The organism is Pseudarthrobacter oxydans (genome assembly GCF_030812335.1).
Lineage (GTDB): Bacteria > Actinomycetota > Actinomycetes > Actinomycetales > Micrococcaceae > Arthrobacter > Arthrobacter oxydans_B.
In genome coordinates this window covers 382,812-407,076 of record NZ_JAUSSN010000002.1, presented here as the reverse complement: position 1 = coordinate 407,076, position 24,265 = coordinate 382,812, and the positions used below count along the sequence as shown (strand labels likewise).

At 67.8% G+C, this 24,265-nt stretch carries 22 protein-coding genes and 1 tRNA gene; 14 read left to right on the top strand and 9 right to left on the bottom strand.

Annotation, left to right across the window (positions count from 1 at the left end; all coding sequences use genetic code 11):
- Positions 1-98 precede the first annotated feature (98 nt).
- The 3 genes from J2W14_RS04925 (at position 99) to J2W14_RS04915 (ending at position 2,688) form a co-directional block, all read left to right on the top strand.
- Complete coding sequence (locus J2W14_RS04925; RefSeq protein WP_307459179.1) at positions 99-1,046, top strand: N-acetyltransferase; 948 nt, start codon at positions 99-101, stop codon at positions 1,044-1,046.
- Between the two features lie 33 nt (positions 1,047-1,079).
- Positions 1,080-1,153: transfer RNA gene (locus J2W14_RS04920), tRNA-Leu, on the top strand.
- A gap of 176 nt (positions 1,154-1,329) precedes the next feature.
- The gene (locus tag J2W14_RS04915) at positions 1,330-2,688 is read left to right on the top strand and encodes an ABC transporter substrate-binding protein (RefSeq protein WP_307459176.1); all 1,359 of its coding nucleotides are present in this window, start codon (positions 1,330-1,332) and stop codon (positions 2,686-2,688) included.
- A gap of 539 nt (positions 2,689-3,227) precedes the next feature.
- Here J2W14_RS04915 and J2W14_RS04910 read toward each other — a convergent pair.
- From J2W14_RS04910 to J2W14_RS04895, 4 genes are read right to left on the bottom strand one after another with little or no spacing between them, the layout of a single operon-like run.
- A complete protein-coding gene (locus J2W14_RS04910) occupies positions 3,228-4,001 on the bottom strand; it encodes an ABC transporter ATP-binding protein (protein WP_307459174.1) in 774 nt (257 codons plus the stop codon).
- Entirely contained in the window at positions 3,998-5,092 is a 1,095-nt protein-coding gene (locus J2W14_RS04905) for an ABC transporter ATP-binding protein (RefSeq protein WP_307459171.1), read from the bottom strand. The genes J2W14_RS04910 and J2W14_RS04905 overlap by 4 nt, the downstream gene beginning before the upstream one ends.
- The gene (locus tag J2W14_RS04900; RefSeq protein WP_307459169.1) at positions 5,089-6,057 is read right to left on the bottom strand and encodes a branched-chain amino acid ABC transporter permease; all 969 of its coding nucleotides are present in this window, start codon (positions 6,055-6,057) and stop codon (positions 5,089-5,091) included. The genes J2W14_RS04905 and J2W14_RS04900 overlap by 4 nt, the downstream gene beginning before the upstream one ends.
- A 9-nt stretch (positions 6,058-6,066) precedes the next feature.
- Complete coding sequence (locus J2W14_RS04895; protein ID WP_307459166.1) at positions 6,067-7,350, bottom strand: branched-chain amino acid ABC transporter permease; 1,284 nt, start codon at positions 7,348-7,350, stop codon at positions 6,067-6,069.
- Positions 7,351-7,867: 517 nt separating this feature from the next.
- Between J2W14_RS04895 and J2W14_RS04890 the strand changes: the two genes are divergently transcribed.
- Positions 7,868-8,791 carry a Bax inhibitor-1/YccA family protein gene (locus tag J2W14_RS04890; RefSeq protein WP_307459163.1) on the top strand — a complete coding sequence of 308 codons (924 nt, stop codon included), beginning with the start codon at positions 7,868-7,870 and terminating at the stop codon, positions 8,789-8,791.
- A gap of 150 nt (positions 8,792-8,941) precedes the next feature.
- On the opposite strand, the gene J2W14_RS04885 is transcribed toward J2W14_RS04890, so the two are convergent.
- Positions 8,942-10,180, bottom strand: coding sequence for an acetyl-CoA C-acetyltransferase (locus tag J2W14_RS04885; RefSeq protein ID WP_307459161.1), 1,239 nt, complete (start codon positions 10,178-10,180; stop codon positions 8,942-8,944).
- Between the two features lie 20 nt (positions 10,181-10,200).
- Positions 10,201-11,361 (bottom strand): galactokinase, encoded by a 1,161-nt coding sequence (galK, locus tag J2W14_RS04880; RefSeq protein WP_307459158.1) that lies wholly within the window; start codon positions 11,359-11,361, stop codon positions 10,201-10,203.
- An 88-nt stretch (positions 11,362-11,449) separates the two neighbouring features.
- Here galK and J2W14_RS04875 point away from each other — a divergent pair, with 88 nt between their 5' ends.
- The 4 genes from J2W14_RS04875 to J2W14_RS04860 are packed head-to-tail and all read left to right on the top strand — an operon-like array spanning position 11,450 to position 15,656.
- Positions 11,450-12,439, top strand: a complete 990-nt coding sequence (locus tag J2W14_RS04875) for an aldose 1-epimerase family protein (RefSeq protein ID WP_307459155.1) — start codon at positions 11,450-11,452, stop codon at positions 12,437-12,439.
- A gap of 48 nt (positions 12,440-12,487) precedes the next feature.
- Positions 12,488-13,741 (top strand): AI-2E family transporter, encoded by a 1,254-nt coding sequence (locus J2W14_RS04870; protein ID WP_307459153.1) that lies wholly within the window; start codon positions 12,488-12,490, stop codon positions 13,739-13,741.
- Between the two features lie 43 nt (positions 13,742-13,784).
- Positions 13,785-15,023: a threonine ammonia-lyase gene (gene ilvA / locus J2W14_RS04865; protein WP_307459151.1), complete on the top strand. Its 1,239-nt coding sequence runs from the start codon at positions 13,785-13,787 to the stop codon at positions 15,021-15,023.
- A 9-nt stretch (positions 15,024-15,032) separates the two neighbouring features.
- On the top strand, positions 15,033-15,656 hold the full coding sequence (locus J2W14_RS04860) for a rhomboid family intramembrane serine protease (RefSeq protein ID WP_307459148.1): 624 nt from the start codon (positions 15,033-15,035) through the stop codon (positions 15,654-15,656).
- 91 nt (positions 15,657-15,747) lie between these two features.
- Here J2W14_RS04860 and greA read toward each other — a convergent pair whose 3' ends face one another.
- Positions 15,748-16,242: a transcription elongation factor GreA gene (gene greA, locus J2W14_RS04855; RefSeq protein ID WP_307459145.1), complete on the bottom strand. Its 495-nt coding sequence runs from the start codon at positions 16,240-16,242 to the stop codon at positions 15,748-15,750.
- A gap of 162 nt (positions 16,243-16,404) precedes the next feature.
- Positions 16,405-16,863, bottom strand: a complete 459-nt coding sequence (locus J2W14_RS04850; RefSeq protein ID WP_307459143.1) for a DUF4307 domain-containing protein — start codon at positions 16,861-16,863, stop codon at positions 16,405-16,407.
- A 125-nt stretch (positions 16,864-16,988) separates the two neighbouring features.
- Here J2W14_RS04850 and mca point away from each other — a divergent pair, with 125 nt between their 5' ends.
- From mca to J2W14_RS04830, 4 genes are all read left to right on the top strand, one after another.
- Complete coding sequence (gene mca / locus J2W14_RS04845) at positions 16,989-17,894, top strand: mycothiol conjugate amidase Mca (protein ID WP_307459140.1); 906 nt, start codon at positions 16,989-16,991, stop codon at positions 17,892-17,894.
- A gap of 112 nt (positions 17,895-18,006) precedes the next feature.
- Positions 18,007-18,360, top strand: coding sequence for a hypothetical protein (locus J2W14_RS04840; RefSeq protein WP_307459135.1), 354 nt, complete (start codon positions 18,007-18,009; stop codon positions 18,358-18,360).
- Complete coding sequence (locus J2W14_RS04835) at positions 18,338-20,680, top strand: thioredoxin domain-containing protein (RefSeq protein WP_307459130.1); 2,343 nt, start codon at positions 18,338-18,340, stop codon at positions 20,678-20,680. The genes J2W14_RS04840 and J2W14_RS04835 overlap by 23 nt, the downstream gene beginning before the upstream one ends.
- Positions 20,677-20,811 (top strand): hypothetical protein, encoded by a 135-nt coding sequence (locus J2W14_RS04830; protein WP_307459127.1) that lies wholly within the window; start codon positions 20,677-20,679, stop codon positions 20,809-20,811. The genes J2W14_RS04835 and J2W14_RS04830 overlap by 4 nt, the downstream gene beginning before the upstream one ends.
- Positions 20,812-20,952: 141 nt before the next feature.
- Here the strand turns inward: J2W14_RS04830 and trhA are convergent, their stop codons facing one another.
- Positions 20,953-21,615 (bottom strand): PAQR family membrane homeostasis protein TrhA, encoded by a 663-nt coding sequence (trhA, locus tag J2W14_RS04825; protein WP_307459422.1) that lies wholly within the window; start codon positions 21,613-21,615, stop codon positions 20,953-20,955.
- A gap of 210 nt (positions 21,616-21,825) precedes the next feature.
- Between trhA and J2W14_RS04820 the strand changes: the two genes are divergently transcribed.
- Complete coding sequence (locus tag J2W14_RS04820) at positions 21,826-22,587, top strand: isoprenyl transferase (protein WP_307459420.1); 762 nt, start codon at positions 21,826-21,828, stop codon at positions 22,585-22,587.
- Between the two features lie 233 nt (positions 22,588-22,820).
- On the top strand, positions 22,821-24,263 hold the full coding sequence (locus tag J2W14_RS04815) for a PhoH family protein (protein WP_307459124.1): 1,443 nt from the start codon (positions 22,821-22,823) through the stop codon (positions 24,261-24,263).
- The last annotated feature ends 2 nt before the right edge of the window (positions 24,264-24,265 follow it).

Genomic DNA, 24,265 nt, shown 5'->3' with positions numbered 1-24,265 from the left:
GTTCCCTTGCGGGGGAGCGGCCGCCGTCGTCGTTAACCCAAACGCCGTCCCCGGCAGCCTGCCGGGGCCTGGCCGGGGCCGCGCCTAGACTGGGCTCCATGACCGCTGAAAAGGACCTCCACACCCTGCTTGCCACCATGCACCCGGAAATCCGGGACGGCGAGTTCGTCTACGTCCTCTGGCCGCACGGCCGTCCCCTCGCCGGGGCGATCGCAGCCGCCGTGCGCGAAGCGGAAGGCCTGACGGTTGTCCTGCCGCGGGCCGAAGCCGACAGCCTCGGACTGTCCTACGACTTCGTCGGCGCCTGGATCACCCTCCAGGTGCACTCCTCGCTCGAGGCCATTGGCCTGACCGCCGCTGTCAGCGCCGCCCTGACCGAGGCCAAGATCAGCTGCAACGTCCTGGCCGGCTTCCACCACGACCACCTCCTAGTCCCGGTCGCGGACGCTGACCGGGCGCTTGAGGTGCTGCACGAACTTGTTGAGGCCAGCGGGGAGCACAAGCCCGCCCCGGAACTGGTGCTGCGCAGCGAACAGCCCGCGGACCGGCCCGCCATCCTGGCCCTCACCGCCGCTGCCTTTGCGGTCTCCCCGGTCACCGGCCTGCCCGTCGAGGGCGAGCCCGAAGAGGTGCAGCTCCTGGTGGCGCTCTTTGACGGCGAGGAATACCTGCCGGAGTTCAGCATCGTCGCGGAGCTCGACGGCGGGATCGTCGGCCATGTGATCAGCACCCGCGGCTGGGTGGGGGAGCTGGAGCTCCTGGGCCTGGGCCCGATCGGGGTGGTCCCGCGGCTGCAGCGCCACGGCATCGGCACCAAGCTCATGAAGGAAACGATTCTCCGGGCCAACGCGGAAGGGGAGCGCGGCATCGCGCTGCTGGGCGACCCGGAGTACTACTCGCGCTTCGGCTTCGTGGCGTCGACCTCCCTGGGCGTCGACGCCCCCGACCCGGCCTGGGGCGGGCACTTCCAGCTGCTGCCGCTGGCCGTCTGGCCGGGCGGCGTCAGCGGGACTTTTCGCTACGCCAAAGCGTTCGGCATCGCCTAGCCAAGCCTCGGGACGGGATACCATGGACCGGGCGCCCCAGTAGCCCAATTGGCAGAGGCAGCGGACTTAAAATCCGCGTGTTGTGGGTTCGAGTCCCACCTGGGGCACATTTCGTGGCGCCCGCCGATCCGGCGGGCTGATTTCCTCTATGCAACGAGTGTTATAAGGATGTGACCGTAGTCACTTTGGATCGGGCCGGAATTGCACTAGCTTGAAGTAAATCAGGAACACCTGATCATTCGCATCAAAGGCCGTTCGCACCTTTAGATCGAGGAGATTGTAAATGACTTCACTCCCCCAGGTGGCGCCCCGCATCGCTAAGCTCACAGCGCTTAGCATCGGCGTCGCCCTTCTGGCTACGGCCTGTGGTGGCACGTCCACCCCGACGGCGACTGGAACCGGATCCGCTTCCGCCAACGCCGCAGGCATCGCATGCCCGGCTCCCAGCGCTGGAGCTGGAGCCGGCACCTCAGCCGCGACCAATGGCGGCACGGTTCCCGCTTCCACCGGCACCACCGACACCCCCCTGAAGATCGGCTCGCTCCTGCCGACCACCGGGTCGCTGGCCTTCCTCGGCCCGCCCGAAATCGCCGGTGTCAACCTTGGCGTCAAGGAAATCAACGATGCCGGCGGCGTGCTGGGCAAGCCTGTAGAGGTTATCCACCGCGACTCGGGTGATACCAAGACGGATATTGCCACGCAGTCCACCACGGCGTTGCTGGGCCAGGGCGTCGGTGCCATCATCGGTGCCGCATCCTCCGGCGTTTCCAAGACCGTGATCAACCAGATCACCGGCGCGGGCGTCGTCCAGTTCTCCCCGGCCAACACCTCGCCGGACTTCACCGACTGGGATGACAAGGGCCTCTACTGGCGCACCGCCCCCTCGGACGTGCTCCAGGGCAAGGTCCTCGGCAACTACATGGCCACCTGTGGCGCCCAGACCGTTGGCATGATCGTCCTGAACGACGCCTACGGAACCGGCCTTGCGAAGAACGTGAAGGCCGCGTTTGAGTCCGCAGGCGGCAAGGTTGTTGCAGAGGAACTCTTCAACGAAGGCGATTCCCAGTTCAGCAGCCAGGTCGACAAGGTCATCGCCGCCAAGCCGGATGCCATCGCCCTGATCACCTTCGACCAGGCCAAGAGCATCGTGCCGCTGATGACGGGCAAGGGCGTCAAGCCCACTCAGCTCTTCATGGTGGACGGCAACATGTCTGACTACAGCAAGGACTTCCAGGCAGGCACCCTGAAGGGCGCCCAGGGCACCATCCCGGGCACCTTCGCCAAGGAGGACTTCAAGAAGAAGCTCCTCGCCATCGATCCCGCGCTGAAGGACTACAGCTACGCCGGCGAGTCCTACGACGCCGCCAACCTGATCGCACTGGCCTCCGAAGCCGCCAAGAGCACCAAGGGCGTCGACATCGCCGCCCAGCTCAAGGCAGTCTCCGAGGTCGGCGAAAAGTGCAGCGACTTCCCGTCCTGCGTCACCCTGCTCCGCAACGGCAAGGACATCGACTACGACGGCCAGTCCGGCCCCGTAACGTTCTCCGAAGCCGGTGACCCGACGGAAGCCTACGTCGGCATCTACGAGTTCCAGGATGACAACACCTACAAGGCATCCAAGGAAGAGTTCGGCAAGCTGTAAGCTCGCACTTCCCTAGCCACCAAGAAACCCCCGTCCCCTCCGGACGGGGGTTTCTTGCGTGCGGGGGAGATTGGAGGGCCAACGCGTCACGCACGGCAGGAGGGCCACGGGCCACTCGTCACGCACGGCAGGCTTTCGGGCGGCGTTGGATTGCTCGACGGCGGGAATCCGGCCCTGCGCCCCTGCGACCGGGCTGAAACCCTGCGCTGCGTGACGCCGTCGTCCTGCCGCGAGCGTCGCCAGCCTGGCCGAGGCCGTGCGCCGAGTGACGGCCGTCGTCGCCCTACGGAGGCAGCCGGGCGGCGGTAGGGCTGCTGACGCGTCACGCACGGCAGGCTATTGCTGCCGAGGGGAGTGCTCGACGGCGGGAATCCGGCCCTGCGCCCCGGACTCCCCGCTAAAACCCTGCGCTGCGTGACGCCGTCGCCGTCCTGCCGAGGGCCCGGGCGGGCAGAATCGGGGTGGAGGCTCCCCGGGTGCGCAGAAGGGCCGCCACCGGCTGGTGACGACCCTTCTGTTGCTGCGGTGTTGCCGGGGAACTATTCGACGGTGTCGGCGAGGGTGCCCAGGTACAGCTGGATGACCTTGGGATCCTTCATGAGTTCCCGGCCGGTGCCGGTGTACGCGTCCTTGCCCTGGTCCAGGACATAGCCGCGGTCACAGATCTGCAGGCAGCGACGGGCATTCTGCTCCACCATGATGACCGACACGCCTGCGCGGTTGATCTCGTGGACCCGGAGGAAGGTCTCGTCCTGCTTGACAGGGGAGAGACCCGCGGAGGGCTCGTCGAGCAGCAGCACGGCCGGGTCCATCATGAGGGCCCGTCCCATCGCCACCATCTGGCGTTCGCCGCCGGAGAGCGAGCCCGCGCGCTGGGCGCGGCGCTTGCCGAGTTCCGGGAACAGGCCGGTGACGAAGTCGAAGCGCTCGGCGAAGTCCTTGGGCCGCTGGAACATGCCCATCTGGAGGTTCTCCTCGATGGTCAGCGCCGCGAACACGTTGTTGTTCTGCGGCACAAAGCCGATGCCTTTGCTGACGAGCTTGTTCGCCTTGAGCCCGGTGATGTCCTGGCCGCGGACCACCACGGAACCCGAGTGGACCTTGACCAGACCGAACATCGCCTTCAGCAGCGTGGACTTGCCGGCGCCGTTGGGGCCGATGATGCCGATCAGTTCGCCCTTGCGGGCCTCGATGCTGCAGCCGTTGAGGATGTTGACGCCGGGAATGTAGCCGGCCACCAGATCGGTGACCTTGACGACCGAATCCTCATCGTGCACGGGTTTTGCGGCGGGAGCCGCGCTGGTGGCGCTCATTCTGTGTCCTTCGCTGTGCTCGGCGGCTGCTCGCCGCGGTTCGGCTCCTCGGCGCTGCGCCGGCCGCGCACCGGACTGTCGCTGCCCGGGCCCTTCGGCTCATCCGTTTCCGCGGCGACGACGTCGAGCGAGATGATCCCGGCGTTTTCGGTGCCGACAATCGATTCCTTGTCGGCGACCAGTTCGGCGGCCAGCTCCTTGATGCCTTCCGAGTCACCCAGGTCCACGTCGTGGTGGGCGCCCAGGTAGGCGTCAATCACGGCAGGGTTCTTCATGACCTCGGCGGGCGGGCCCTCGGCGACGATCTTGCCCTCGGCCATGACCACCACCCAGTCGGCGATGTGCCGGACCATGTGCATGTCGTGCTCGACGAACAAGACGGTCATGCCCTCGGCCTTGAGGTTCTTGATGTGATCCAGCAGCGACTGCGTCAGGGCTGGGTTGACGCCGGCCATCGGCTCGTCGAGCATGACCAGCTTGGGCTGGACCATGAGCGAGCGGGCCATTTCCAGCAGCTTCCGCTGGCCGCCCGAGAGGGACGCCGCGTAGTCGTCCTTCTTGGCGTCCAGCTTGAACTTCGCCAGCAGGACGTTGGCTTCCTCGGTGATCTTCTTTTCCTGGCCGCCCCAGATGCCCTTGAAGAGGGCCTTGGAGAGCCGCTCGCCGGACTGGTGGGAGGCGCCGAGGCGCATGTTCTCCATCACGGTGAGCTTGCCCATGACCTTGGTCAGCTGGAAGGTGCGGACCATGCCCATCCGGGCGACCTTGTACGAGGACACCCCGGCCAGGCTGTTGCCTTCGAACTGCCACTTGCCCGAGTTGGGCGTGTCAAAGCCCGTGAGCAGGTTGAACAGGGTCGTCTTGCCGGCGCCGTTGGGGCCGATCAGCGCGGTGATCTTGTGCCGCGGGATCTCAAGGTACTCGACGTCGACGGCGTTGATGCCGCCGAAGCTGCGGGTGACGTTTTCTGCCACCACGATCGGATCGCGCTTCTTGCAGCCGGGGGCAATTTCCCCGGCGGCGATCGGACGCGTGTCCGTCATGTAGTTAACTTCTTCAGATGTGCGGGGTTCTTCGCTCTGCGTGCTCATGCGAACGCCAGCTCCTTCTTATTGCCGAGGACACCCTGGGGCCTGAAGATCATCAGCAGCATCAGCGCGACACCCACCAGGATGTAACGCAGCTGGCCGGCCTGGACAGTGTTCAGCCAGGTAATGGCGCCGGATTCGATGAGACCGTAGAGGATGCCTTGTGTGAGGGACAGCACGACCCAGAAGATCATGGCGCCGACGACCGGCCCCAGCACCGTGCCCAGACCGCCGAGCAGCAGGCAGGTGTAGAGGAAGAACGTCAGCTCGGTGCCATAGTTTGCCGGCTGGACCGCGCCGCGGGGGAGGGTAAAGATCATGCCCGCCAGTGCGCCGAGCACACCACCGATGATCAGTGCCTGCATCTTGTAGGCGTACACGTTCTTGCCGAGCGAGCGGACGGCGTTTTCGTCCTCGCGGATGCCCTTGAGGACACGTCCCCAGGGGCTGCGCATCAGCAGCCACACCAGGGTGCAGAACAAGGCCACGACAGCCCACGCGACGATCCGGATGAAGAAGTCGCGGTTGTTCATGCCCATGTAGGAACCGGGAGGGAAGGGGTTCATGGCGTAGAAGTCACCCTCGAACGCGGCGAGCCCGTTGGCCGAACCAGTGATGGCGGTCAGCTGGTTGGTGGTGACGATGTAGCGCACGATTTCCGCCGCCGCGATCGTGACGATAGCCAGATAGTCGGCCCGCAGCCGGAGGGTGGGGATACCCAGCAGCAACGCAAAGATGGCCGAGCAGACGACGGCGATCAGCAGACCGACGAAGAACGGAACGCCGAACGTCAGGGTGGAGATGGCGAAGCCGTAGGCCCCCACCGCCATGAAGCCGGCCTGGCCGAAGTTCAGCAGGCCGGCGTAGCCGAAGTGAACCGCAAGGCCGAGGGTGGCCAGGGCGTAGGCAGCCGTTGTGGGGCTGAACAGTTCACCGGCAGCGCTGGAAAATATGAATCCGAAGTCCATGTCTGTCTCCTAACCCACGCGCTCGCGCCGGCCCAAGATACCTTGGGGCCGGATCAGAAGGACAATAATCATGATGAACAGTGCTCCCACGTACTTGAGGTCTGCGGCGAGGCCGAACACGGTGGTCAGCTCCACGAAGATACCGACGATGATGGATCCGATCAGGGCGCCCCATACTGTGCCGAGGCCACCCAGGGTGACGCCGGCGAAGATGAGCAGCAGGATCTGCGAACCCATGTCGAAGGTGACGCCGGGCCGGTAGTACGCCCACAGGATGCCGCCGAGGGCGGCGAGCATGCCGCCGGTGACCCAGACAATCCGGATGACGGAGTCGACGTCGATGCCGGAGGCCGCGGCCAGCGCCGGGTTGTCGGCGACCGCGCGGGTGGCTTTGCCGAGCCGGGTCTTGAGCAGGACGATCCCGAGGATGGCAATGACCACCGCGCTGATCACGAGGGACCAGAGGTTGTTGGGCGAGATGGAGATCGGGCCGAGCTGGATTTCCGAGCTCTGGGCGTAGGGCAGCTGTTGCGTGGCGCCGCCGAAGAAGAACTGGATGACGTAGCGGACGGCCAGGGCGAGGCCGATGCTGACGATCATCATCGGCACCAGGCCGGTGCCGCGGCGCCGGAGCGGCTTCCAGAGGCCGGCATCCTGGACGTAGCCGAATAGACCGCCGCCGAGCAGCGCGAGCACGATCGCCAGCCAGAACGGGAGGTTCATGGCGTTGAAGGCGAAGACCAGGACGGCGCCGAGGGTAACCATCTCACCGTGGGCGAAGTTGGTCAGCCCGGTGGTGCCGAAGATCAGCGAGAGGCCGACAGAGGCGAGGGCCAGCAGAAGACCGAAGCTGAGGCCCGCCACGAGGCGGTTGATCAGGTTCTGGCCGAAATCCTGCTGCTGGACGACGATGCCTTCACCGAAGGCGAAGATCACCGAGAGGTTGGAGGTCTGGCTGAAGGTGACCTCACGGGGGTTTTCCTGGCCTTCGGCGAGTTTGATGCCCTCCGGAAGCGTGGATTCATCCAGTTCGACGACGTAGGTCCCCTGGGTGGGCACCCCGATGGTCCAGGAGCCGTTGGCGCTCGATGTGGCCGTACCGGTGAAGTCGTCCTTCTTGGCCGTGATGGTGACGTCAGCGATCGGCGCGCGGTCGTCGCCGCGCAGGAAGCCGCTGATGCTGTTTTGGAACGTGGTTGCCGACGGGGATGGTGTCGGCGAGGGGCTCGTGGCCTGGGATGCTGGCGCGACGATGAGCAGTAGCGCGGCCACGGCGGCAAAAACAGCCCCCACAACTTTCAGCAGTCTGCCGCGCCGTCTCTGCGACAGGCCTCTCGGTGTGCTTCTCAAAATGAAACCTCCACATGGGGGTGGTGTGGGTTGCGCCGTTGCAACCGCTGCGAACAGTCAGGGTGACGGGGTGGTGCCTGGTGCGATGCGGTGGAGCGGTAGGGCTTGTGATATCCGTCACCCTGTTGGGCCCATGTTACAGCCCGTTCGGGGCAATGAATGCCGTCGCGAGCAGGCTTAACGTCGCGATCGGGTAACAACCGTGAAGCCGGGGCGGCACTGCGGTTTACCTGTTCTTAAGTAAACTTTTGTTGATCCTGAGGATGCCTAAACAGTCGGTATCCCCGGTGGGGAAACGGGGATCCGGAACCAGGCGCAGAGGTCACGGTTGGGTTGCGGCAAGGACCTCCCGGGAACTAACAGTGCCCGTCGGCTGTTGGAATTGGTAGCGTGTTGTAAGCACGCACTGTAAGTTCACTACCGGATCATCATTCACCCCCCTATTTGGAGGACACCCGCAATGGCACTTGGCGGAAACCCAGTCTTCAACGGAAAGAACTTCCGTGGAGCAACCCAGGCACCGCCTGCCCCGCAGGCTTACGGACAGGGCCCCTACGGTCAGAACGGCTACGGGCAGGGCCAGTACGGCCAGGCCCAGTACGGCCAGACCCAGACCGGGTGGAACCCTGCCCAGCAGGGCATGACCCAGGACCAGCTCCAGGACATGTACAACCGGCCCGCCGCCGGCCCCGCCGACACCGGCCGCATGACGTATGACGACGTCATCATGAAGACCGCCGCCTGCCTTGGCGCCGTCCTCGTCGGTGCGGCCGTCACCCTCGTGGTGGCAGAGGGCCTGGCCTACATGCTGATGATCGTCGGTGCGCTGGGCGGTTTCGTCCTCGCCCTCGTCAACACGTTCAAGAAGCAGCCCTCACCGGCACTGATCCTGGCCTACGCAGCCCTCGAGGGCCTGTTCCTCGGAGGCCTGACGCGGATCCTCGACAACATTTACCCGGGCGTCGGCCTGCAGGCCGTGATCGGCACGCTTTCCGTCTTCGCCGTGACCCTGGTGCTCTTCAAGAACGGCAAGGTCCGGGCGACCCCGAAGGCCATGCGGTTCTTTATGATCGCGACCATCGGCTACGCCGTCTTCGCGCTCATCAACATGGCCATGATGTGGACCGGCGCCGTCGATTCCCCCTTCGGCCTGCGCACCTCGATGGAGATCGCCGGCATCCCGCTGGGCGTCTTCATCGGCGTCCTGGCGATCGGCCTCGCCGCCTTTGCCCTGATCATGGACTTCACCAGCATCGAAGCCGGCGTCCGCAGCGGCGCCCCGCAGCGCTTCTCCTGGACCGCGGCCTTCGGCCTCACCGTGACGCTCGTGTGGCTCTACGTGGAAATCATCCGGCTCCTCGCGATCCTGCGCGGCGACGAGTAACAGCGCCGAGTAGCAGCGCCGAGTAGCAGCGCCGAGTAGCAGCGCCGGCTTCACGCCGGTAGCGCACGACCAAGAAGGGGAGCCCCGCCGGATGGCGGGGCTCCCCTTCTTCTTTCGTGCGACTTCAGGTCGGTGGCGGCGCCGGGGTCCTCAGCTGAGCCGCTCCAGCACCACGGCCATGCCCTGGCCGCCGCCCACACACAGTGTCGCCAGCCCCAGTGTGGCGTCCCGTTCTCGTAGGCCGTTGAGCAGAGTGGTGGTCATCCGGGCGCCGGTCATCCCGAAGGGGTGCCCCAGCGCGATGGCGCCGCCGTGGACGTTGAGCTTGTTATGGTCGATGCCGAGTTCCCTGGCGCTGGCGACGACCTGGACCGCGAAGGCCTCGTTGAGCTCCACAAGGTCGATGTCCTCCATCCCCAGCCGGGCCAGGGCCAGTGCCCGCCGGCTCGCCTCGACCGGACCCATGCCCATGAGCTCGGGGGAGAGGGCGCTGACGCCGGTGGAGAGCACCCGTGCCAGCGGCTCGAGCCCGAGTTCGCGCGCCCGCGTATCGCTCATCACGACGACGGCGGCCGCGCCGTCGTTCAGCGGGCAGGCGTTGCCGGCGGTGACGGTGCCCCCGGCGCGGAAGACCGGCTGCAGGGCGCTGACCGCTTCGAGCGTGACGCCGGCCCGCGGGGAGTCGTCCCGGTCGATCACGGTGCCGTCCCTGCGGGTGTAAGGCGTGATCTCGCCGGCATAGAAGCCGGAGGCGATGGCGGCTTCGGCGCGGTTCTGGCTGAGCACCGCCCAGGCGTCCTGGTCCGCCCGGCCGATGCCGAAGCTGGTCGCGACGTTTTCCGCGGTCTGTCCCATGGCGATATAGATATCCGGCATCCGGCCGCCCAGCCGCGGGTCCGTCCACGGAGTGTTGGACGCGGCCCGGGCGGCGGTCCGCTGCCGGGCGGAGTCAAAGAGCGGGTTGTGCGTGCTGGCGTCCGTCTCTCCGGCGCCCGCCCAGTCGCGGTACCGGGACACGGCCTCCACCCCTGCCGAGATGAACGCGTGTCCCTCGCCGGCCTTGATGGCGTGGAAGGCCATCCGAAGGGTCTGCAGGCTTGAGGCGCAGAAACGGTTGATGGTGGCGCCCGGGACGGTGTCCAGCCCGGCGAGGATGGTGACCACCCGGGCCATATTGGAGCCGGCCTCGCCGCTGGGCTCGGCGCAGCCCAGGTACAGGTCGTCCAGGCCGCGGCCGGCGGTGTCCGCCGCGTCGAAGGACGGAATCCGGGCCAGGGCGGCGGCCACCATGGCGGCCGCAAGGTCGTCGGGCCGTTCGTCCTTCAGCGAGCCTTTGAAGGCGCGTCCGATCGGGCTCCTGGCGGTGGAAACTATGACGGCATCGGGCATGCGCCCAGCCTACGCTCCGGCTATGCCAGGCGCATCGCCCCTGCCGCGGGCCGGACGCTGAAGATTTCCGGTGCCACGTACCCGGCCCCGGCGAAGGCTCGCTCGACGGCGGCGCGCACCTGCTGCTCGGCCGCCACCGGCGTGAGCGCGATCGCCGAGCCGCCGAAGCCGCCCCCGGTCATCCGGGCACCGACCGCGCCGGCAGCACGGGCGGCCCCGACGGCGAGGTCCAGCTCGGGGCAGGAGATCTCGAAGTCGTCGCGCATGGAGGCATGGGAGGCATCCAGCAGTGGTCCGATCGCGGCGGGCCCCGCGCCGTCGAGAAGCTCGACCACCTGCAGGACCCGGTCATTCTCGGTGACCACGTGCCGCACGCGGCGGAACGTCTCTGGATCCAGCAGGCCGCTGGCTTCCTCCAGGTCGTTGAGCCCGACGTCGCGCAGGGCCTTCACGCCCAGCACCTCGGCCCCCAGCTCGCAGGAGGCCCGCCGGGAGGCGTAGCCGCCGCCGGCATGGGAGTGCGATACCTTCGTGTCAATCACGAGCAGCACCAGTCCGGCGGCTTCGGCGTCGAACGGGACCAGCCGGAAGCTCTGGTCGCGGCAGTCCAGGAACAGTGCCTGCCCGGCTGCCCCGCGCAGGGACGCGGACTGGTCCATGATGCCGGTGGGCGCGCCGACAAAGTCATTCTCGGCGCGCTGGGTGGCCAGGACCATGTCCCGGTCGTCCAGGCCCGCCGCAGTGAGCTCGTTGAGGGCGGAGATGACGGCGCACTCGATCGCGTGGGATGAGGACAGACCGGCCCCGCGGGGAACATCGGAGTCCAGCAGCAGGTCCAGGCCGGGCACCGGATGCCCGTGCTGCTGGAGCGCCCACACGACACCCAGCGGGTACTTGGTCCACCCCTTTGCCGTGCCGCGCTCCAGGGACCCGGCATCCGCCGTCGTCAGTCCCTGGTTGCCGAAGGTGGACAGCAGCCGGATCTCGGAGTCCGGACGCCGGCGGACCGCCACCCTGGCGGTCCTGTCGATCGCGAACGGCAGCACGAAACCTTCGTTGTAGTCGGTGTGCTCGCCGATCAGGTTGACGCGCCCGGGTGCCTGCCACACGCCGTCGGGCGCCGTGCCGAAGACGGAAGCGAAGCGGTCCGCCAGTTGCCGGGCGTCAAGGGGGAGGGTCATGCGGTGCTGCCGGCGGGTGCGGTCCTGGAAATGCGGGTCATGGATCCACGGTATACGCCGTGGCCTGCGGCTAGGTACGGTGGTGACCATGAAACTGCCGCGCCACGCCTCCCCGGATTCCCCTGCCAGCGACAGACCCAGCGACGGCCCGGGCCCGGACGCGTCCGCCCGGCGCTATGCCACGGGCCGGCAGTACGAGCTGCGGCGCGGCGATGCCCTGGCCGTCGTCACCGAACTGGCCGCCGGGCTGAGGCTGTATAGCCGCGGCGGCACGCAGCTGACGGAAAGCTACGGTGACGCGGAGATTTCCCCGGGTGCCGCCGGCATCACGCTGGCCCCGTGGGCGAACCGGGTGGAGGACGGTGTCTGGTACCTGAACGGCAAGAAGCAGCAGCTGGACATCACGGAGGTGTCCCGCAACAACGCCAGCCACGGGTTGCTGCGCAACGCCGCCTACGAACTCGTCGACGAGTCCGAATTCTCGGTCAGCCTGGAAGCGGCGGTGTTCCCGCAGCACGGCTATCCCTTCCTGCTGCGCCACCGCGTGCGCTACGAACTGGCCGGGGACCTGGGCCTGGTGGTCCGGCAGTCGCTGATCAACGACTCCCAGGAGCCGGCCCCGTTTGTGCTCGGCGCGCACCCGTACCTCCGGCTGGGGGAGGTGCCCAGCGAGGAGCTCACGGTCACCGTGCACGCCGGCACCCGGCTCGTGACGGACGAGCGCCTGATCCCACGCCGGACCGAACCGGTGGGCGGCGACTTCGACCTCCGCGCCGGGCGGACCGTGGGCGACCTGGACCTCGATTCGGCCTACACGGACCTGGAGTTCGACGCCGGCACCGCCCGGCACACGCTGAGCGCCCCGGACGGCCGGAGCGTGAGCCTCTGGCAGGACGAAAACTGCGGCTACGTCCACGTCTTTGTCACCACCCAGTTCCCGGGCCGCACCAAGGCGGTGGCGATCGAGCCGATGACCGGCCCGGCCAACGCCTTCAACACCGGAGACGGCCTCCGCTGGCTGGATCCGGGGGAGCGGTTCGCCATGACGTGGGGCATCAGCGCGTCCCTGGGGCGCTGAGCCAGCGAGCGGTTTCCTATCCGGACGGCGCTGGTGAATCATTGGGCTATGACGCCAGTTGACGATGCCGCCCCGCGAGACCACACTGCCGCACAGCCCGCCGCCAGCGCCTCCGCCGGGGTCCCCGCACAAGGGCGGACTGTCACGGACCGGGAAATCGACCAGGACATCCCGTACGGCGTGCGGATCGCCGCGTCCTGGTCCTGGCGCCTTGGACTCATCATCCTGATGGCCGGCGCGCTCGTGTGGCTGCTCAGCAGGGTCAGCTTCCTGCTGATTCCCGTGATGGTCGCCGCGCTGCTGGCCGGGCTGCTGACGCCGGTGAAGAACTGGTTCAGGAAGAACCGAATGCCCAACGGGCTCGCCGTCGCCATCACCGTCCTGGGCTTCATCGGCCTGGTTGGCGGGGCCCTGGCCCTCGTGGGCCGGCAGCTCGTGTCCGGCTTCGCCGAGCTGTGGAGCGAGGCGCTGACCGGAATCCAGAAAATCCAGGTCTGGCTCGCGGACGGCCCCCTGCACCTCACCGCGGCCCAGATCGACCAGTACCTGAAAGAGGGCACCGAGGCGCTGCAGAACAACAGCAGCAGCATCCTCAGCGGTGCGCTGTCCTTCGGCAGCACCGCCGGGCACTTCGCTGCCGGCATGATCCTGGCGCTGTTTATCCTCATCTTCTTCCTGCTGGAAGGCGAACGCATCTGGTCCTTCCTGGTGCGGCTGCTGCCCCGGAAGGCCCGCACCGCGGCGGACGGGGCCGGCCGGGTGGGCTGGGCCTCGATGGTGAGCTACGCCCGGGTCCAGATGCTCGTCGCCTTCGTGGACGCCGTCGGCATCGGTGTGGGGGCGGCAATCCTCGGAGTGCCCCTGGCGCTTCCGCTGGCGGTCCTGGTCTTCCTCGGTTCGTTCATCCCGATCGTCGGCGCCCTGGTGACCGGCGCCGTCGCGGTGCTGCTGGCCCTCGTCGCCAACGGCTGGGTGAACGCCCTGATCATGCTGGGGGTGGTGCTGCTGGTCCAGCAACTGGAAAGCCACATCCTCCAGCCGCTGATCATGGGCAAGGCAGTTAAGCTGCACCCGGTCGCCGTCATCCTGGCCGTCGCCGCCGGTTCCTACCTCGCCGGAATCCCCGGGGCCCTGTTCTCCGTGCCCATCCTGGCCGTAGCAAACTCGTCGATTCGCTACATTGCCGGCAGAACGTGGGAACATGAAAGTGCGCTGGAGACCGCGGGGCCGGACGTTCCGGCCGCAGCCGCCGGCAACTCCGGGAGGGACGCCCGACTGCCGGGTGCCGGATCCACACCCTGATCCACACTGCGCCGAAGACTGATCCGACAAAGGAGACTAGTTCGTGAACACCCTTGAGAGCCTGCCCGTCACGCTGGACAATGTCCTGGAGGCGCAGAAGCTGCTCGACGGGATTATTACGCGGACGCCGGTTGAATCCTCCCGTGCCCTGGGCAGCATGATCGGCGGCGAGGTCTTCCTCAAGTGCGAGAACCTGCAGCGGGCCGGTTCCTTCAAGGTCCGCGGAGCCTATGTCCGGATGGCCAAGCTTTCCCCCGAGGAGAAGAAACGCGGCGTCGTGGCCGCCTCGGCCGGCAACCACGCCCAGGGGGTGGCCGTCGCGGCCAAGAGCCTGGGCATCAAAGCACGGATCTACATGCCGCTGGGCGTCGCCCTGCCCAAACTGGCCGCCACCCGCAGCCACGGCGCCGAAGTCGTCCTGCACGGCCACAACGTCGACGAGGCCCTCGCCGAGGCGAAGCGCTACGCCGACGAGACCGGAGCCGTCTTTGTCCACCCCTTCGACGACGTCGACGTCGTCGCCGGCCAGGGCACCGTCGGACTGGAAATCCTGGAACAGGTCCCCGACGTCGACACGATCCTGATGGGCGTTGGCGGCGGCGGACTTCTCGCCGGCGTCGCTGTGGCCGTGAAGGCCAGGGCGAAGGAACTGGGCCGGGAGATCCGGATCATCGGCGTCCAGGCCGAAAACGCGGCCGCCTACCCGCCCTCGCTCGCCGCGGATGCCCTCGTGCCGCTCAAGCGCGTCTCCACCATGGCCGACGGCATCGCCGTGGGCCGGCCCGGCCAGCTGCCCTTCAGCATCATCCGGGAGCTCGTCGACGACGTCGTCACCGTCAGCGAGGACGCCCTGGCCCGGGCGCTCATCTTCCTGCTGGAGCGCGCCAAAATGGTCGTCGAGCCCGCCGGCGCGGTCGGCGTCGCGGCCCTGATGGAGGGCAAGATCGAAAACCCCGGCACCGTCGCGGTGGTGCTCTCCGGCGGCAACATCGACCCGATGCTGATGCTCAAGGTCATCCAGCGCGGCCTGTCCGCCGCGGGCCGGTACATGACCGTGCGGATGATGCTGGACGACCGTCCCGGCTCGCTGGCCACGATCGCCCGGATCATCGCCGAGAACGACGCCAATGTGACGGGCCTGGATCACACCCGGGTGGGCGGATCGATCAGCATGGGCGATGTGTCCATCACCGTGAACTTGGAGACCAAGGGCCACGAACACTGCGAGCAGGTCCTCGCGGCGCTCCGGGCCGAGGGCTTCCAGCCAATCGTTGTGCACTAGGGGACCGTGATGCTTGGCTCCACCCGGAACGGCAGGCCGCGCACCGGCGACACCGCGGCGGCACGCGCCCGCAAGGGACTGCTGGTGGTGGGGTTGTTCGTGCTGGTGCTGTACGTCATCGAGGTCATCAACACCCTCATGCTGCGTTCGCTCAACGGCACCTTCGGCCTGCGCCCGCGCACCCCCGACGGGATCCTGGACATCCTGACGTTCCCGCTGCTGCACGCCAACCTGGCGCACCTGTTCTCCAACACGCTGCCGCTAATCATTTTCGGCTTCCTGGTGCTGCTGTCCGGGCGCCGGGTGTTCTTCACCACCCTGGCCCTGAGCTGGCTCGTCTCGGGGGCGGTCGTGTGGCTGATCGGCGGCTTCAACATCACAGTGGGGGCCTCGGGCCTGGTCTTTGGCCTCTTCGCGTTCCTGCTGGTGCGCGGCTTCTTCAACCGCAACTGGTGGCAGATCCTGCTCTCGGTGGTGCTGTTCCTGACGTACGGCGGGATTCTGTTCGGCATCCTGCCCACGGTCGCGGGCTACGTGTCCTGGCAGGCGCACCTCGGCGGGGCCATCGGCGGAGTGATCGCAGCCCTGCTGCTCAGCGCGCCGCGGGCCGGAAGCCTGCGCAGCAGGCAGTAGCCCCACACGACGCCCGCAGGCAGCAAAACGACGCCGGCCCTCCCGCTTGGGGAGGGCCGGAGTCGTGCCTTGCGTTGCGTTGGGCCGGGTATTAGCCGACGTACGGCTTCGCGGACAGGATCTCCACCAGGATGTCCTTGCCGTTCGGGGCGGTGTAGCTGAGCTTGTCGCCTGCCTTGTGGCCGACGATGGCGGCACCCAGCGGTGACTTCTCGCTGAAGACGTCCAGATCCGAGTCGCCGGCAATTTCCCGGGAGCCGAGCAGGAAGGTTTCCTCGTCGCCGGCGATCTTGGCGACGACGATCATACCGGGCTCGACAATTCCGTCGTCGGCCGGGGACTCGCCCACGTGGGCGTCCCGGAGCAGCGCGGTCAGCTGGCGGATGCGGGCTTCGATCTTGCCCTGCTCCTCTTTGGCCGCGTGGTAGCCGCCGTTCTCCTTGAGGTCGCCTTCCTGGCGCGCCGCCTCGATCTTCTGGACGATTTCCGCCCGGCCGGGGCCGGAGAGGTGGTCCAGCTCTGCCTTCAGGCGGTCAAAAGCTTCCTGGGTAAGCCAAGCTGCAGTTGCGCTGTTGGTGGTAGACACGGACTTCTCCTTTGTGGTCAAACAAGCAAAGACCCCGCCACGGTGGCCACTTTTAGGACTCAGTAACCAGCTCAGCGGGGGAAAGGTATTGATCCATTGTAGTCAATCCTGTGGATATACCAAAGAAGGCTGCGGCGTGGATCACACCATGGTGCCGGGGTGCTATTTGCCGTCGTCGGGAATCCAGCAACTGTCGACGACGCCGGACACGGCCGCGGACTCGGTGCGCACGGTCGCGCGGTGGGCGGTAGTGCGCCCGCCGTCCGAGCCGGCGTCGGCGGCGTTGGGCGCGATGTCCACTACCTTCCAGCCGACGACGGCGAACTTGGAATCAAGCGCCTTGACCGAGCATTTGACGGCGGTGGCCGGTTCCTTGGTGACCTGGAAATCGATCTCCGCCAGGGTGGCGTCCGGAGTGCTGTAGCCGATGTCCTTGAAGGTGACGCTCTCCGTCGCGTTCGACGTTGAGATCCAGGCCATAAAGCCGATCCCGGCCACGAGGGCAAGGACGAGGATGATGCGTTTGGCTTTACCGCTGAGCGTCCGCTTTTGACCGCCGTAACGATTGGCTAGGCTGGGAGCTGCAGGTGCGGGCGCGGCAGGCTGATCCTTGGAAGTCACCAGTCCAGTTTAGTGTGGATCGGGACGGGTATGTGCCGCGCCGCCGATCCGGCCCCTACGCCTGCCAAAGTTCTGTACCTGTAGATGAAATCTGTCCCTGTAGATGAAAGAGGAGCCGTCCCACGATGACAGCGTCCCCCAGCCCGTCAGCGCCGCTTCGGCTGTTGGCTGTCCATGCTCATCCCGACGATGAATCCAGCAAGGGCGCCGCCACGATGGCCATGTACGCCGCGTCCGGCGTCGACGTCCTGGTCGCCACCTGCACGGACGGTTCCCGCGGGGACATCCAGAACCCCGCCGTGGAAGGCGAGCCGCACCCCAAACGCGACATGGCCGGCGCGCGCCGGCTGGAGATGGAGCACGCCGCCAAGGTCCTGGGCGTCCGCCAGTGCTGGCTGGGCTTCGTCGATTCGGGGCTGCCCGAAGGCGATCCGCTGCCGCCGCTGCCGGCAGGGTCCTTCGCCACGCTGCCACTGGAGCGGGCCGCCGCCCCGCTGGTCCGGCTGGTCCGTGAGTTCAAGCCCCAGGTCATCCTGAGCTACGACGAGAACGGCGGGTATCCGCACCCGGACCACATCATGGCGCACCGGGTCGCCGTCGAGGCCTTCGAAGCCGCCGGGGACCCGGCCCGCTACCCCGGAACCGGCGAAGCCTGGGCGCCGGACAAGCTCTACTACGACCGCGCCTTCAGCCCCGAACGGTTCCGTGCCCTGCACTTCGCGCTGGAGGAATCGGGTCTCCGCTCGCCGTATGCAGAACGCCTCGCGGTCTGGCTCGAAGCCGACGCCGAGGGCCACACCCCGCCCGCGCCGACCCACCCGACCACCACCCAGATCGAGTGCGGCGACTTCTTCGAAGCACGCGATGACGCACTGCGGGCACACCGCACCCAGGTGGACCCGGAGGGCTTCTTCTTCGCCGTCTCGCCGGCGATGCAGCGCCGCGTCTGGCCCTGGGAGGACTACTCGCTGATCCAGGCCAGGGTCCCGGTCGAACTTCCTGAAAAGGACTTCTTCGCCGGGCTAAGATAGACCCAACAGGCCATTTCTATGACGCGTAGAAGGCGTTGTGAAATCAGTTCAACGCAGCTCCGCGGCCAGCCCCCGCCGGGCCGCCATTCAGCCCCATAGAAGGTTCCAAACCGTGCATTCCTTGCTCCTCGCCCTGGCAACCACCCCGGCGCCCACCCCCACGCCGTCGCTGCGCCCCGGACTGTCCCAGGACCAGGTGACGCCCGGCCTGCTGGGATTCCTCCTGACCGCCTTCATCGTGGTGCTGACGGCGCTGCTGATTGTGGACATGGTCCGGCGCATCCGCCGCGTCCGGTACCGCGCCCAGGTCGAGGAGGAGCGCGCGGCGGCCGCCGAGGCAGCCTCCCTCGAGGGTGATCCCCGGACCGCCGGGACGGGGACGGGGACCGCCCGGGCCCAGGACCCCGCCGGTCAGCCCGCCACCCGCCCGGAAGCCAACGGTGATGCAGGACCCGGAAGCCGCTGACCGCGGCACCCGCCCGTCCTTCCCCGAGGCCGCCAACGCCCTCGGCGGAGAACCCTCTGCCTACCTCCGGCAGCACGCCGGAAACCCCGTGCACTGGCGGCCGTTCGGTGACGAGGCCTTTGCCTTCGCGGCCGCCCGCGACGTGCCGGTCTTCCTCTCCATCGGCTATGCGGCCTGTCACTGGTGCCACGTCATGGCCCGGGAATCGTTTGAGGACCGGGACACCGCGGACTTCCTGAACGCCAATTTCGTGGCGGTGAAGGTGGACCGTGAGGAGCGCCCCGACGTCGATTCCGTCTACATGGCCGCGACCCAGGCGATCAGCGGTGAAGGCGGCTGGCCCATGTCCGTCTTCCTGCTCCCCGACGGGCGGGCCTTTCATGCCGGGACCTACTATCCGCCCCGGCCGCTGCCCGGCAGACCCTCCTTCCGCCAGATACTGGAGGCCGTGACCGACGCCTGGCGGGAGCGGCGCGAGGCCGTGGAACAGAACGCCGAGACCCTGGCCCGGGGCCTTGCCGCCTCGCAGCTCAGCGCCGCAGTGCGGCTGGGCGGTGCGCCGGAGCCCCTCGACCCGTCCCTGCCAGCGCTCGCCGTGCAGGCGCTGGCGGCCGACGAAGACCCAGCCGGCGGCGGCTTCGGCACCGCGCCCAAGTTCCCGCCCTCGGCGGTCCTGGAATTCCTGATCCGGCACGCCGCCGTCCCCGCATCTGCCGTCCCCGCATCTGCCGTCCCCGCATCTGCCGTCCCCGCAGCGGATGCCGCCTCAGCGGACGCCGCCTCACCGGACGCGGGGGCCGTCACCGCGAAGCAGGCTCGCGGCCTGGCGGGCCGGACACTCGCCGCGATGTCCCGCTCGGCCCTGTTTGACCAGCTCGACGGCGGCTTCGCCCGCTACTCCGTGACGCGCGACTGGTCCGTGCCGCACTTCGAAAAAATGCTCTACGACAACGCCCAGCTGCTGCGCGTCTACGTCCACTGGGTCCGGCTCGGCGGTTCGCCCGACTTCCCCGCCGCGGAGGCAGCAGACGTCGCCGGACGCACGGCCGGCTGGCTGCTGGCCTCGCTGGGGCTCGGCACCGACGAAACCGGCCACACGCCGCCTCCCGGAGCGGTGCACGGGCAGCTGCCCGAGGCGCTGGCCTCGTCCCTCGACGCCGACACCGTCGTGGACGGCGTCCACGCAGAGGGCGCCAGCTACCTGTGGACCCCCGCAACGCTGGAAGCCGTCCTGGGACCGGCCGACGGCGCCGCCGTCGCCCGGCTCATGAACGTCCGGGCCCGCGGCACCGTCTCCGCGGACGGATCCCCGCTGCACCCCGGCCGGGCACAGAGCGCCGGCGAGGCGGACCTGTGGCAGCGGGTGAGGCCGGTGCTGCTCACAGAGCGGTCCCGCCGTCCCCAGCCGGCCCGGGACGACAAGGTGGTGGCGGGCTGGAACGGGCTGGCCGTCGCGGCCCTGGCCGAGGCCGGCGCGGTACTCGGGCAGCCCCTGCTGGTGGCCGCAGCCGGGCGGATCGCTGCGTACCTCGAACGGGTGCACTGGCGGCCGGGTGCGGCCGGTGAACCCGGCACCCTCATCCGGGTTTCCCATGCAGGCGTCGCACGGGGGATCGGCGGGCTGCTGGAGGATTACGCCTTCTGCGTCGAGGGCCTGATCGCGCTCTATGCCGCCACCGGCCGGACACACTGGTACCGGCTGGCGGAGGGCATCCTGGCCGCAGCCCGGGCACGGTTCACCACCGACGGCGCGCTCCGGGACACCGCGGGGGACTCGGACCAGGTCGCCAACGCCCAGGGCGGACGCGCGCCGCTGGAGCTGTTCGACGCTGCCACGCCGAGCGGGGCGGCCGCCTTCGCCGGCGTGCTGCTGTCCTGCTCGGCACTCTCCGGCTCTCAGGAATACCGCACCCTCGCCGGCAACATCCTTTCGCTGCTGCCGCCGCTGGCCGCCCGCGCGCCGCGGGTGGCCGGCTGGCTGCTTGCCACGGCGCAGGCGGCGCTGGCCGGCCCGGTGGAGGCCGCCGTCGTCGGGCCGGACACCCCGGAGCGGGCGGCGCTGCACCGCGAGCTGCTGCTCTCGCCGAGCCCCGGGCTGGTGATTGCCCTGCAGGCAGCACCTGTAAGGGACAAAACATCAGTGGACAACGCCGGGCCGGACACCGACGGGGACGACGAGGCCGTGGTGCCCCTGCTGCGCGGGCGCGGGGCTGCCCCCGACGGGGCGCCCCAGGTCTATCTGTGCCGCGGAATGGTCTGCGGGCTTCCGGTGCGTTCTCCCGGCCAGCTGCGGGAGCGCCTGGCTACCATGGCGGAATGACCTTTGACGGTTTCGAGCTCGTGGTTTTCGACTGTGACGGCGTCCTGGTCGAGTCGCCGGCGGCAAACCCGCCCCGGACCTGTTCCTGCACGCCGCCGCTTCCTGCTCTTATCGAGGCCGGACGGCACTGACAGGCGGACACTGACCCCGGAAATTCCCCACCTTTGAAGTCGGCGCCCGGTGTGTCGGGCAGAAGTGCCGGTGAGTCGCGGCGACGCTGTCCCAAAGGTGGGGAGAATCCGCGCAGGCAGGCAGTTGGTCCCGGCGGAAATTCAGCTCAGGACGGCGATGGCAATCGCGATGTAGTGCGCGGCGAAGGCAAAGACCGTGAGCGCGTGGAACAGCTCATGGAAGCCGAAGTGTGAGTAGCTGATGTTCGGCTTCTTCAACGCGTAGAACACGGCGCCGGTGATGTAGAGGGCACCTCCCACGCAGATCAGGACGGCGGAGGCGACATTGGCGGCAAAGAATTCCGGCAGATAGAACAGCGCGCCGCAGCCCAGGGCGATGTAGATCGGCACGTACAGCCAGCGCGGGGCGTCGGTCCACAGCAGCCGGAACAGCACGCCAAGGATGGCCCCGGACCAGATCACCCACAGCAGCAGTTCGGCCTTGTCCCGGTCCAGGAGGGCCCAGGCCAGCGGCGTGTAGCTTCCGGCGATCACCAGCATGATGTTCGTATGGTCCAGCCGCTTCAGCACGATCTTCACTCCCGGGGACCAGTTGCCCCGGTGGTAGATGGCGCTGATGCCGAAGAGCAGGACCCCGGTGAAGGCGTATATGGCGCAGGCGATCTTCAGGTCCGGCGTCGGGGCCAGGATCACCAGCACCAGCCCGGCGGCCAGCGCCAGCGGAGCCGTCACCGTGTGGATCCAGCCGCGCCATTTGGGCTTGATCATCAGGAGTTCCGCCAGCCGGATCGCGGCGTCGTCCATCGGGCCGGTCCTACGGTCCGCAGGCTGCTCCGGCCTGGGCTCGTGGGTGTTGCTTTCCATGCCGCCATATTATCCTACGGTCCAGTAAGTTACCTGCGAGTAACATGGCTGGCGGGCGAAACCGCAGCGTCCCTGCGCCCCGGCCCGTGCTCCGGCGGGTAGCCTAGGATGTGCACTGCAGTCGTACAAGGAAGCCAGGTGAATCTCCGGATGGAAATGCCCGGGTTCCTCTATGGCTTCTACGAGCGCAGACTCCAGCGGTCCCTGGACCCGGAACGCATTCCCCGGCACATCGGCGTGATGGTGGACGGCAACCGCCGCTGGGCCCGGCAGTTCAACGCCCCGACCAGCCAGGGGCACCAGGCCGGGGCCGACAAGATCCACGAGTTCCTCGGCTGGTGCCAGGAACTCGGCGTCAAAGTCGTCACCCTCTACATGCTCTCCACGGACAACATGAACCGCTCGGGCGAGGAACTCGACCTGCTCATGGGGATCATCGCCAACACGCTGGACAGGCTGGACGAGGACGCTGAAATCTCGGTCCACGCCATGGGCGCCCCGGAACTGCTGCCTGACTACCTCGCCGCCCGGCTCAACCGGCTCACGGCCCGCACCCCGGCGCGCGAGAAACTCCACGTCAACGTCGCCGTCGGCTACGGCGGACGCCGCGAAATCGTCGACGCCGTCCGCGAACTGCTGCACGACGCCGTCACCCGCGGCACGGACATCGGGAAACTGGCCGACGAGCTGAGCGTCGATGACATCTCGCGCTTCCTCTACACCCGCGGCCAGCCCGATCCGGATCTCGTGATCCGTACCTCCGGGGAGCAGCGGCTCTCCGGTTTCCTGATGTGGCAAAGCGCCTACAGCGAGTTCTATTTCTGCGAGGCCCTGTGGCCTGCCTTCCGGAAAGTGGACTTCCTCCGGGCCCTCCGCGACTACGCCGGCAGGCAGCGCCGCTACGGCTCCTGACGCGACATCCGGTGTTCACACGATGGCAATAAGAATCGCCGAAAAATTGGCGCTGAAACGTCGCACCCCGGACGTACGTTAATCCCATCAGCAGGCAAACCGCCAGCTGATCGGGGAGGCCAGTACATGGAGCGGAAGTTCGCACCGGGTGTATGGGAGGCCGCGTCCGGCCTTCAGGCCGAGCCGCCTCACCAATAACAATTCCGGGCATGCGCCCCGGGGCTGGAGTCGATGTGGCTATTTCTGAACAACTGCCCGACGTCGTGACCGACCAGGGACAGAAAGCTACCTCTCGCGCCAAGCGAGCCACCTCAAAGACCGGTGCAGCGGAGATTGACGCTGCAGCCGGTTTTGCTGTTTCCGGGGAAGGGACAGCAAGTCAGGAACCGGCCCGGAGCTTCGTGATCGACACCTCGGTGCTGCTCTCGGACCCGCGGGCCCTGCTGCGCTTCGCGGAGCACGAGGTGATCCTTCCGATCGTGGTCATCACCGAACTCGAAGGCAAGCGGCACGATCCCGAGCTCGGCTATTTCGCCCGCAAGGCGCTGAGGCTCCTCGATGACCTGAGGGTTGAGCACAACGGGCTCGACCGTCCCATTCCGCTCGGGCACGACGGCGGCACCCTCATGGTGGAGCTGAACCACATCTCCGCCGACGTGCTCCCCGCCGGCTTCCGCGGCGGGGACAACGACAGCCGCATCCTCGCCGTCGCCAAGAACCTCGCCAACGCGGGGCGCGACGTTACGGTGGTGTCCAAGGACCTGCCGATGCGCGTCAAGGCCTCGGCCATGGGGCTGCAGGCCGACGAGTACCGCAACGAACTCGTCAAGGACTCGGGCTGGACCGGCGTCGCGGAAATCGAAGCGAGCGAGGAGGAGGTCTCAACCCTCTACGGCCACGAGCCGGTCTTCATCCCGGAGGCGGCCGAGATGCCGACGAACACCGGCCTGGTGATCCTCTCCCAGCGGGGATCCGCCCTGGGCCGGGTGGGCGCCGACAAGCAGGTCCGGCTCGTCAAAGGCGACCGCGACGTGTTCGGGCTGCACGGGCGGTCGGCCGAACAGCGGCTGGCGATCGACCTGCTGATGGACCCCTCCGTGGGGATCGTGTCCCTAGGCGGCCGTGCCGGCACGGGCAAGTCCGCGCTGGCCCTGTGCGCCGGCCTGGAGGCCGTGCTGGAGCGGCGGGAGCACCGCAAGGTGATCGTCTTCCGCCCGCTTTACGCCGTGGGCGGGCAGGAGCTCGGCTACCTGCCCGGCTCCGAGGCGGAGAAAATGAACCCGTGGGCGCAGGCCGTCTTCGACACGCTCGGGGCCCTGGTCAGCCAGGAGGTCGTGGAGGAAGTGATGGACCGCGGCATGCTTGAGGTGATGCCGCTGACGCACATCCGGGGCCGCTCCCTGCATGACGCCTTCGTGATCGTGGACGAGGCCCAGTCGCTGGAGAAGAACGTGCTGCTCACCGTGATGAGCCGGATCGGACAGAACTCCAAGATCGTCCTGACCCACGACGTCGCCCAGCGCGACAACCTCCGGGTCGGCCGGCACGACGGCGTGGCCGCCGTCGTCGAGACCCTCAAGGGACATCCGCTCTTCGGCCACATCACCCTCACCCGTTCGGAGCGCTCGCCGATCGCGGCCCTGGTGACGGATCTGCTCGAGGGGGCTGAGATCTAGGC

Bases quoted from the DNA above. Each gene is read 5' to 3' on its own strand.
- J2W14_RS04925 (WP_307459179.1), top strand. From the start codon at position 99: ATGACCGCTGAAAAGGACCTCCACACCCTGCTTGCCACCATGCACCCG.
- J2W14_RS04915 (WP_307459176.1), top strand. From the start codon at position 1,330: ATGACTTCACTCCCCCAGGTGGCGCCCCGCATCGCTAAGCTCACAGCG.
- J2W14_RS04910 (WP_307459174.1), bottom strand. From the start codon at position 4,001: ATGAGCGCCACCAGCGCGGCTCCCGCCGCAAAACCCGTGCACGATGAG.
- J2W14_RS04905 (WP_307459171.1), bottom strand. From the start codon at position 5,092: ATGAGCACGCAGAGCGAAGAACCCCGCACATCTGAAGAAGTTAACTAC.
- J2W14_RS04900 (WP_307459169.1), bottom strand. From the start codon at position 6,057: ATGGACTTCGGATTCATATTTTCCAGCGCTGCCGGTGAACTGTTCAGC.
- J2W14_RS04890 (WP_307459163.1), top strand. From the start codon at position 7,868: ATGGCACTTGGCGGAAACCCAGTCTTCAACGGAAAGAACTTCCGTGGA.
- J2W14_RS04885 (WP_307459161.1), bottom strand. From the start codon at position 10,180: ATGCCCGATGCCGTCATAGTTTCCACCGCCAGGAGCCCGATCGGACGC.
- galK (WP_307459158.1), bottom strand. From the start codon at position 11,361: ATGACCCTCCCCCTTGACGCCCGGCAACTGGCGGACCGCTTCGCTTCC.
- J2W14_RS04875 (WP_307459155.1), top strand. From the start codon at position 11,450: ATGAAACTGCCGCGCCACGCCTCCCCGGATTCCCCTGCCAGCGACAGA.
- J2W14_RS04870 (WP_307459153.1), top strand. From the start codon at position 12,488: ATGACGCCAGTTGACGATGCCGCCCCGCGAGACCACACTGCCGCACAG.
- J2W14_RS04860 (WP_307459148.1), top strand. From the start codon at position 15,033: ATGCTTGGCTCCACCCGGAACGGCAGGCCGCGCACCGGCGACACCGCG.
- mca (WP_307459140.1), top strand. From the start codon at position 16,989: ATGACAGCGTCCCCCAGCCCGTCAGCGCCGCTTCGGCTGTTGGCTGTC.
- J2W14_RS04835 (WP_307459130.1), top strand. From the start codon at position 18,338: ATGCAGGACCCGGAAGCCGCTGACCGCGGCACCCGCCCGTCCTTCCCC.
- J2W14_RS04830 (WP_307459127.1), top strand. From the start codon at position 20,677: ATGACCTTTGACGGTTTCGAGCTCGTGGTTTTCGACTGTGACGGCGTC.
- trhA (WP_307459422.1), bottom strand. From the start codon at position 21,615: ATGGACGACGCCGCGATCCGGCTGGCGGAACTCCTGATGATCAAGCCC.
- J2W14_RS04820 (WP_307459420.1), top strand. From the start codon at position 21,826: ATGGAAATGCCCGGGTTCCTCTATGGCTTCTACGAGCGCAGACTCCAG.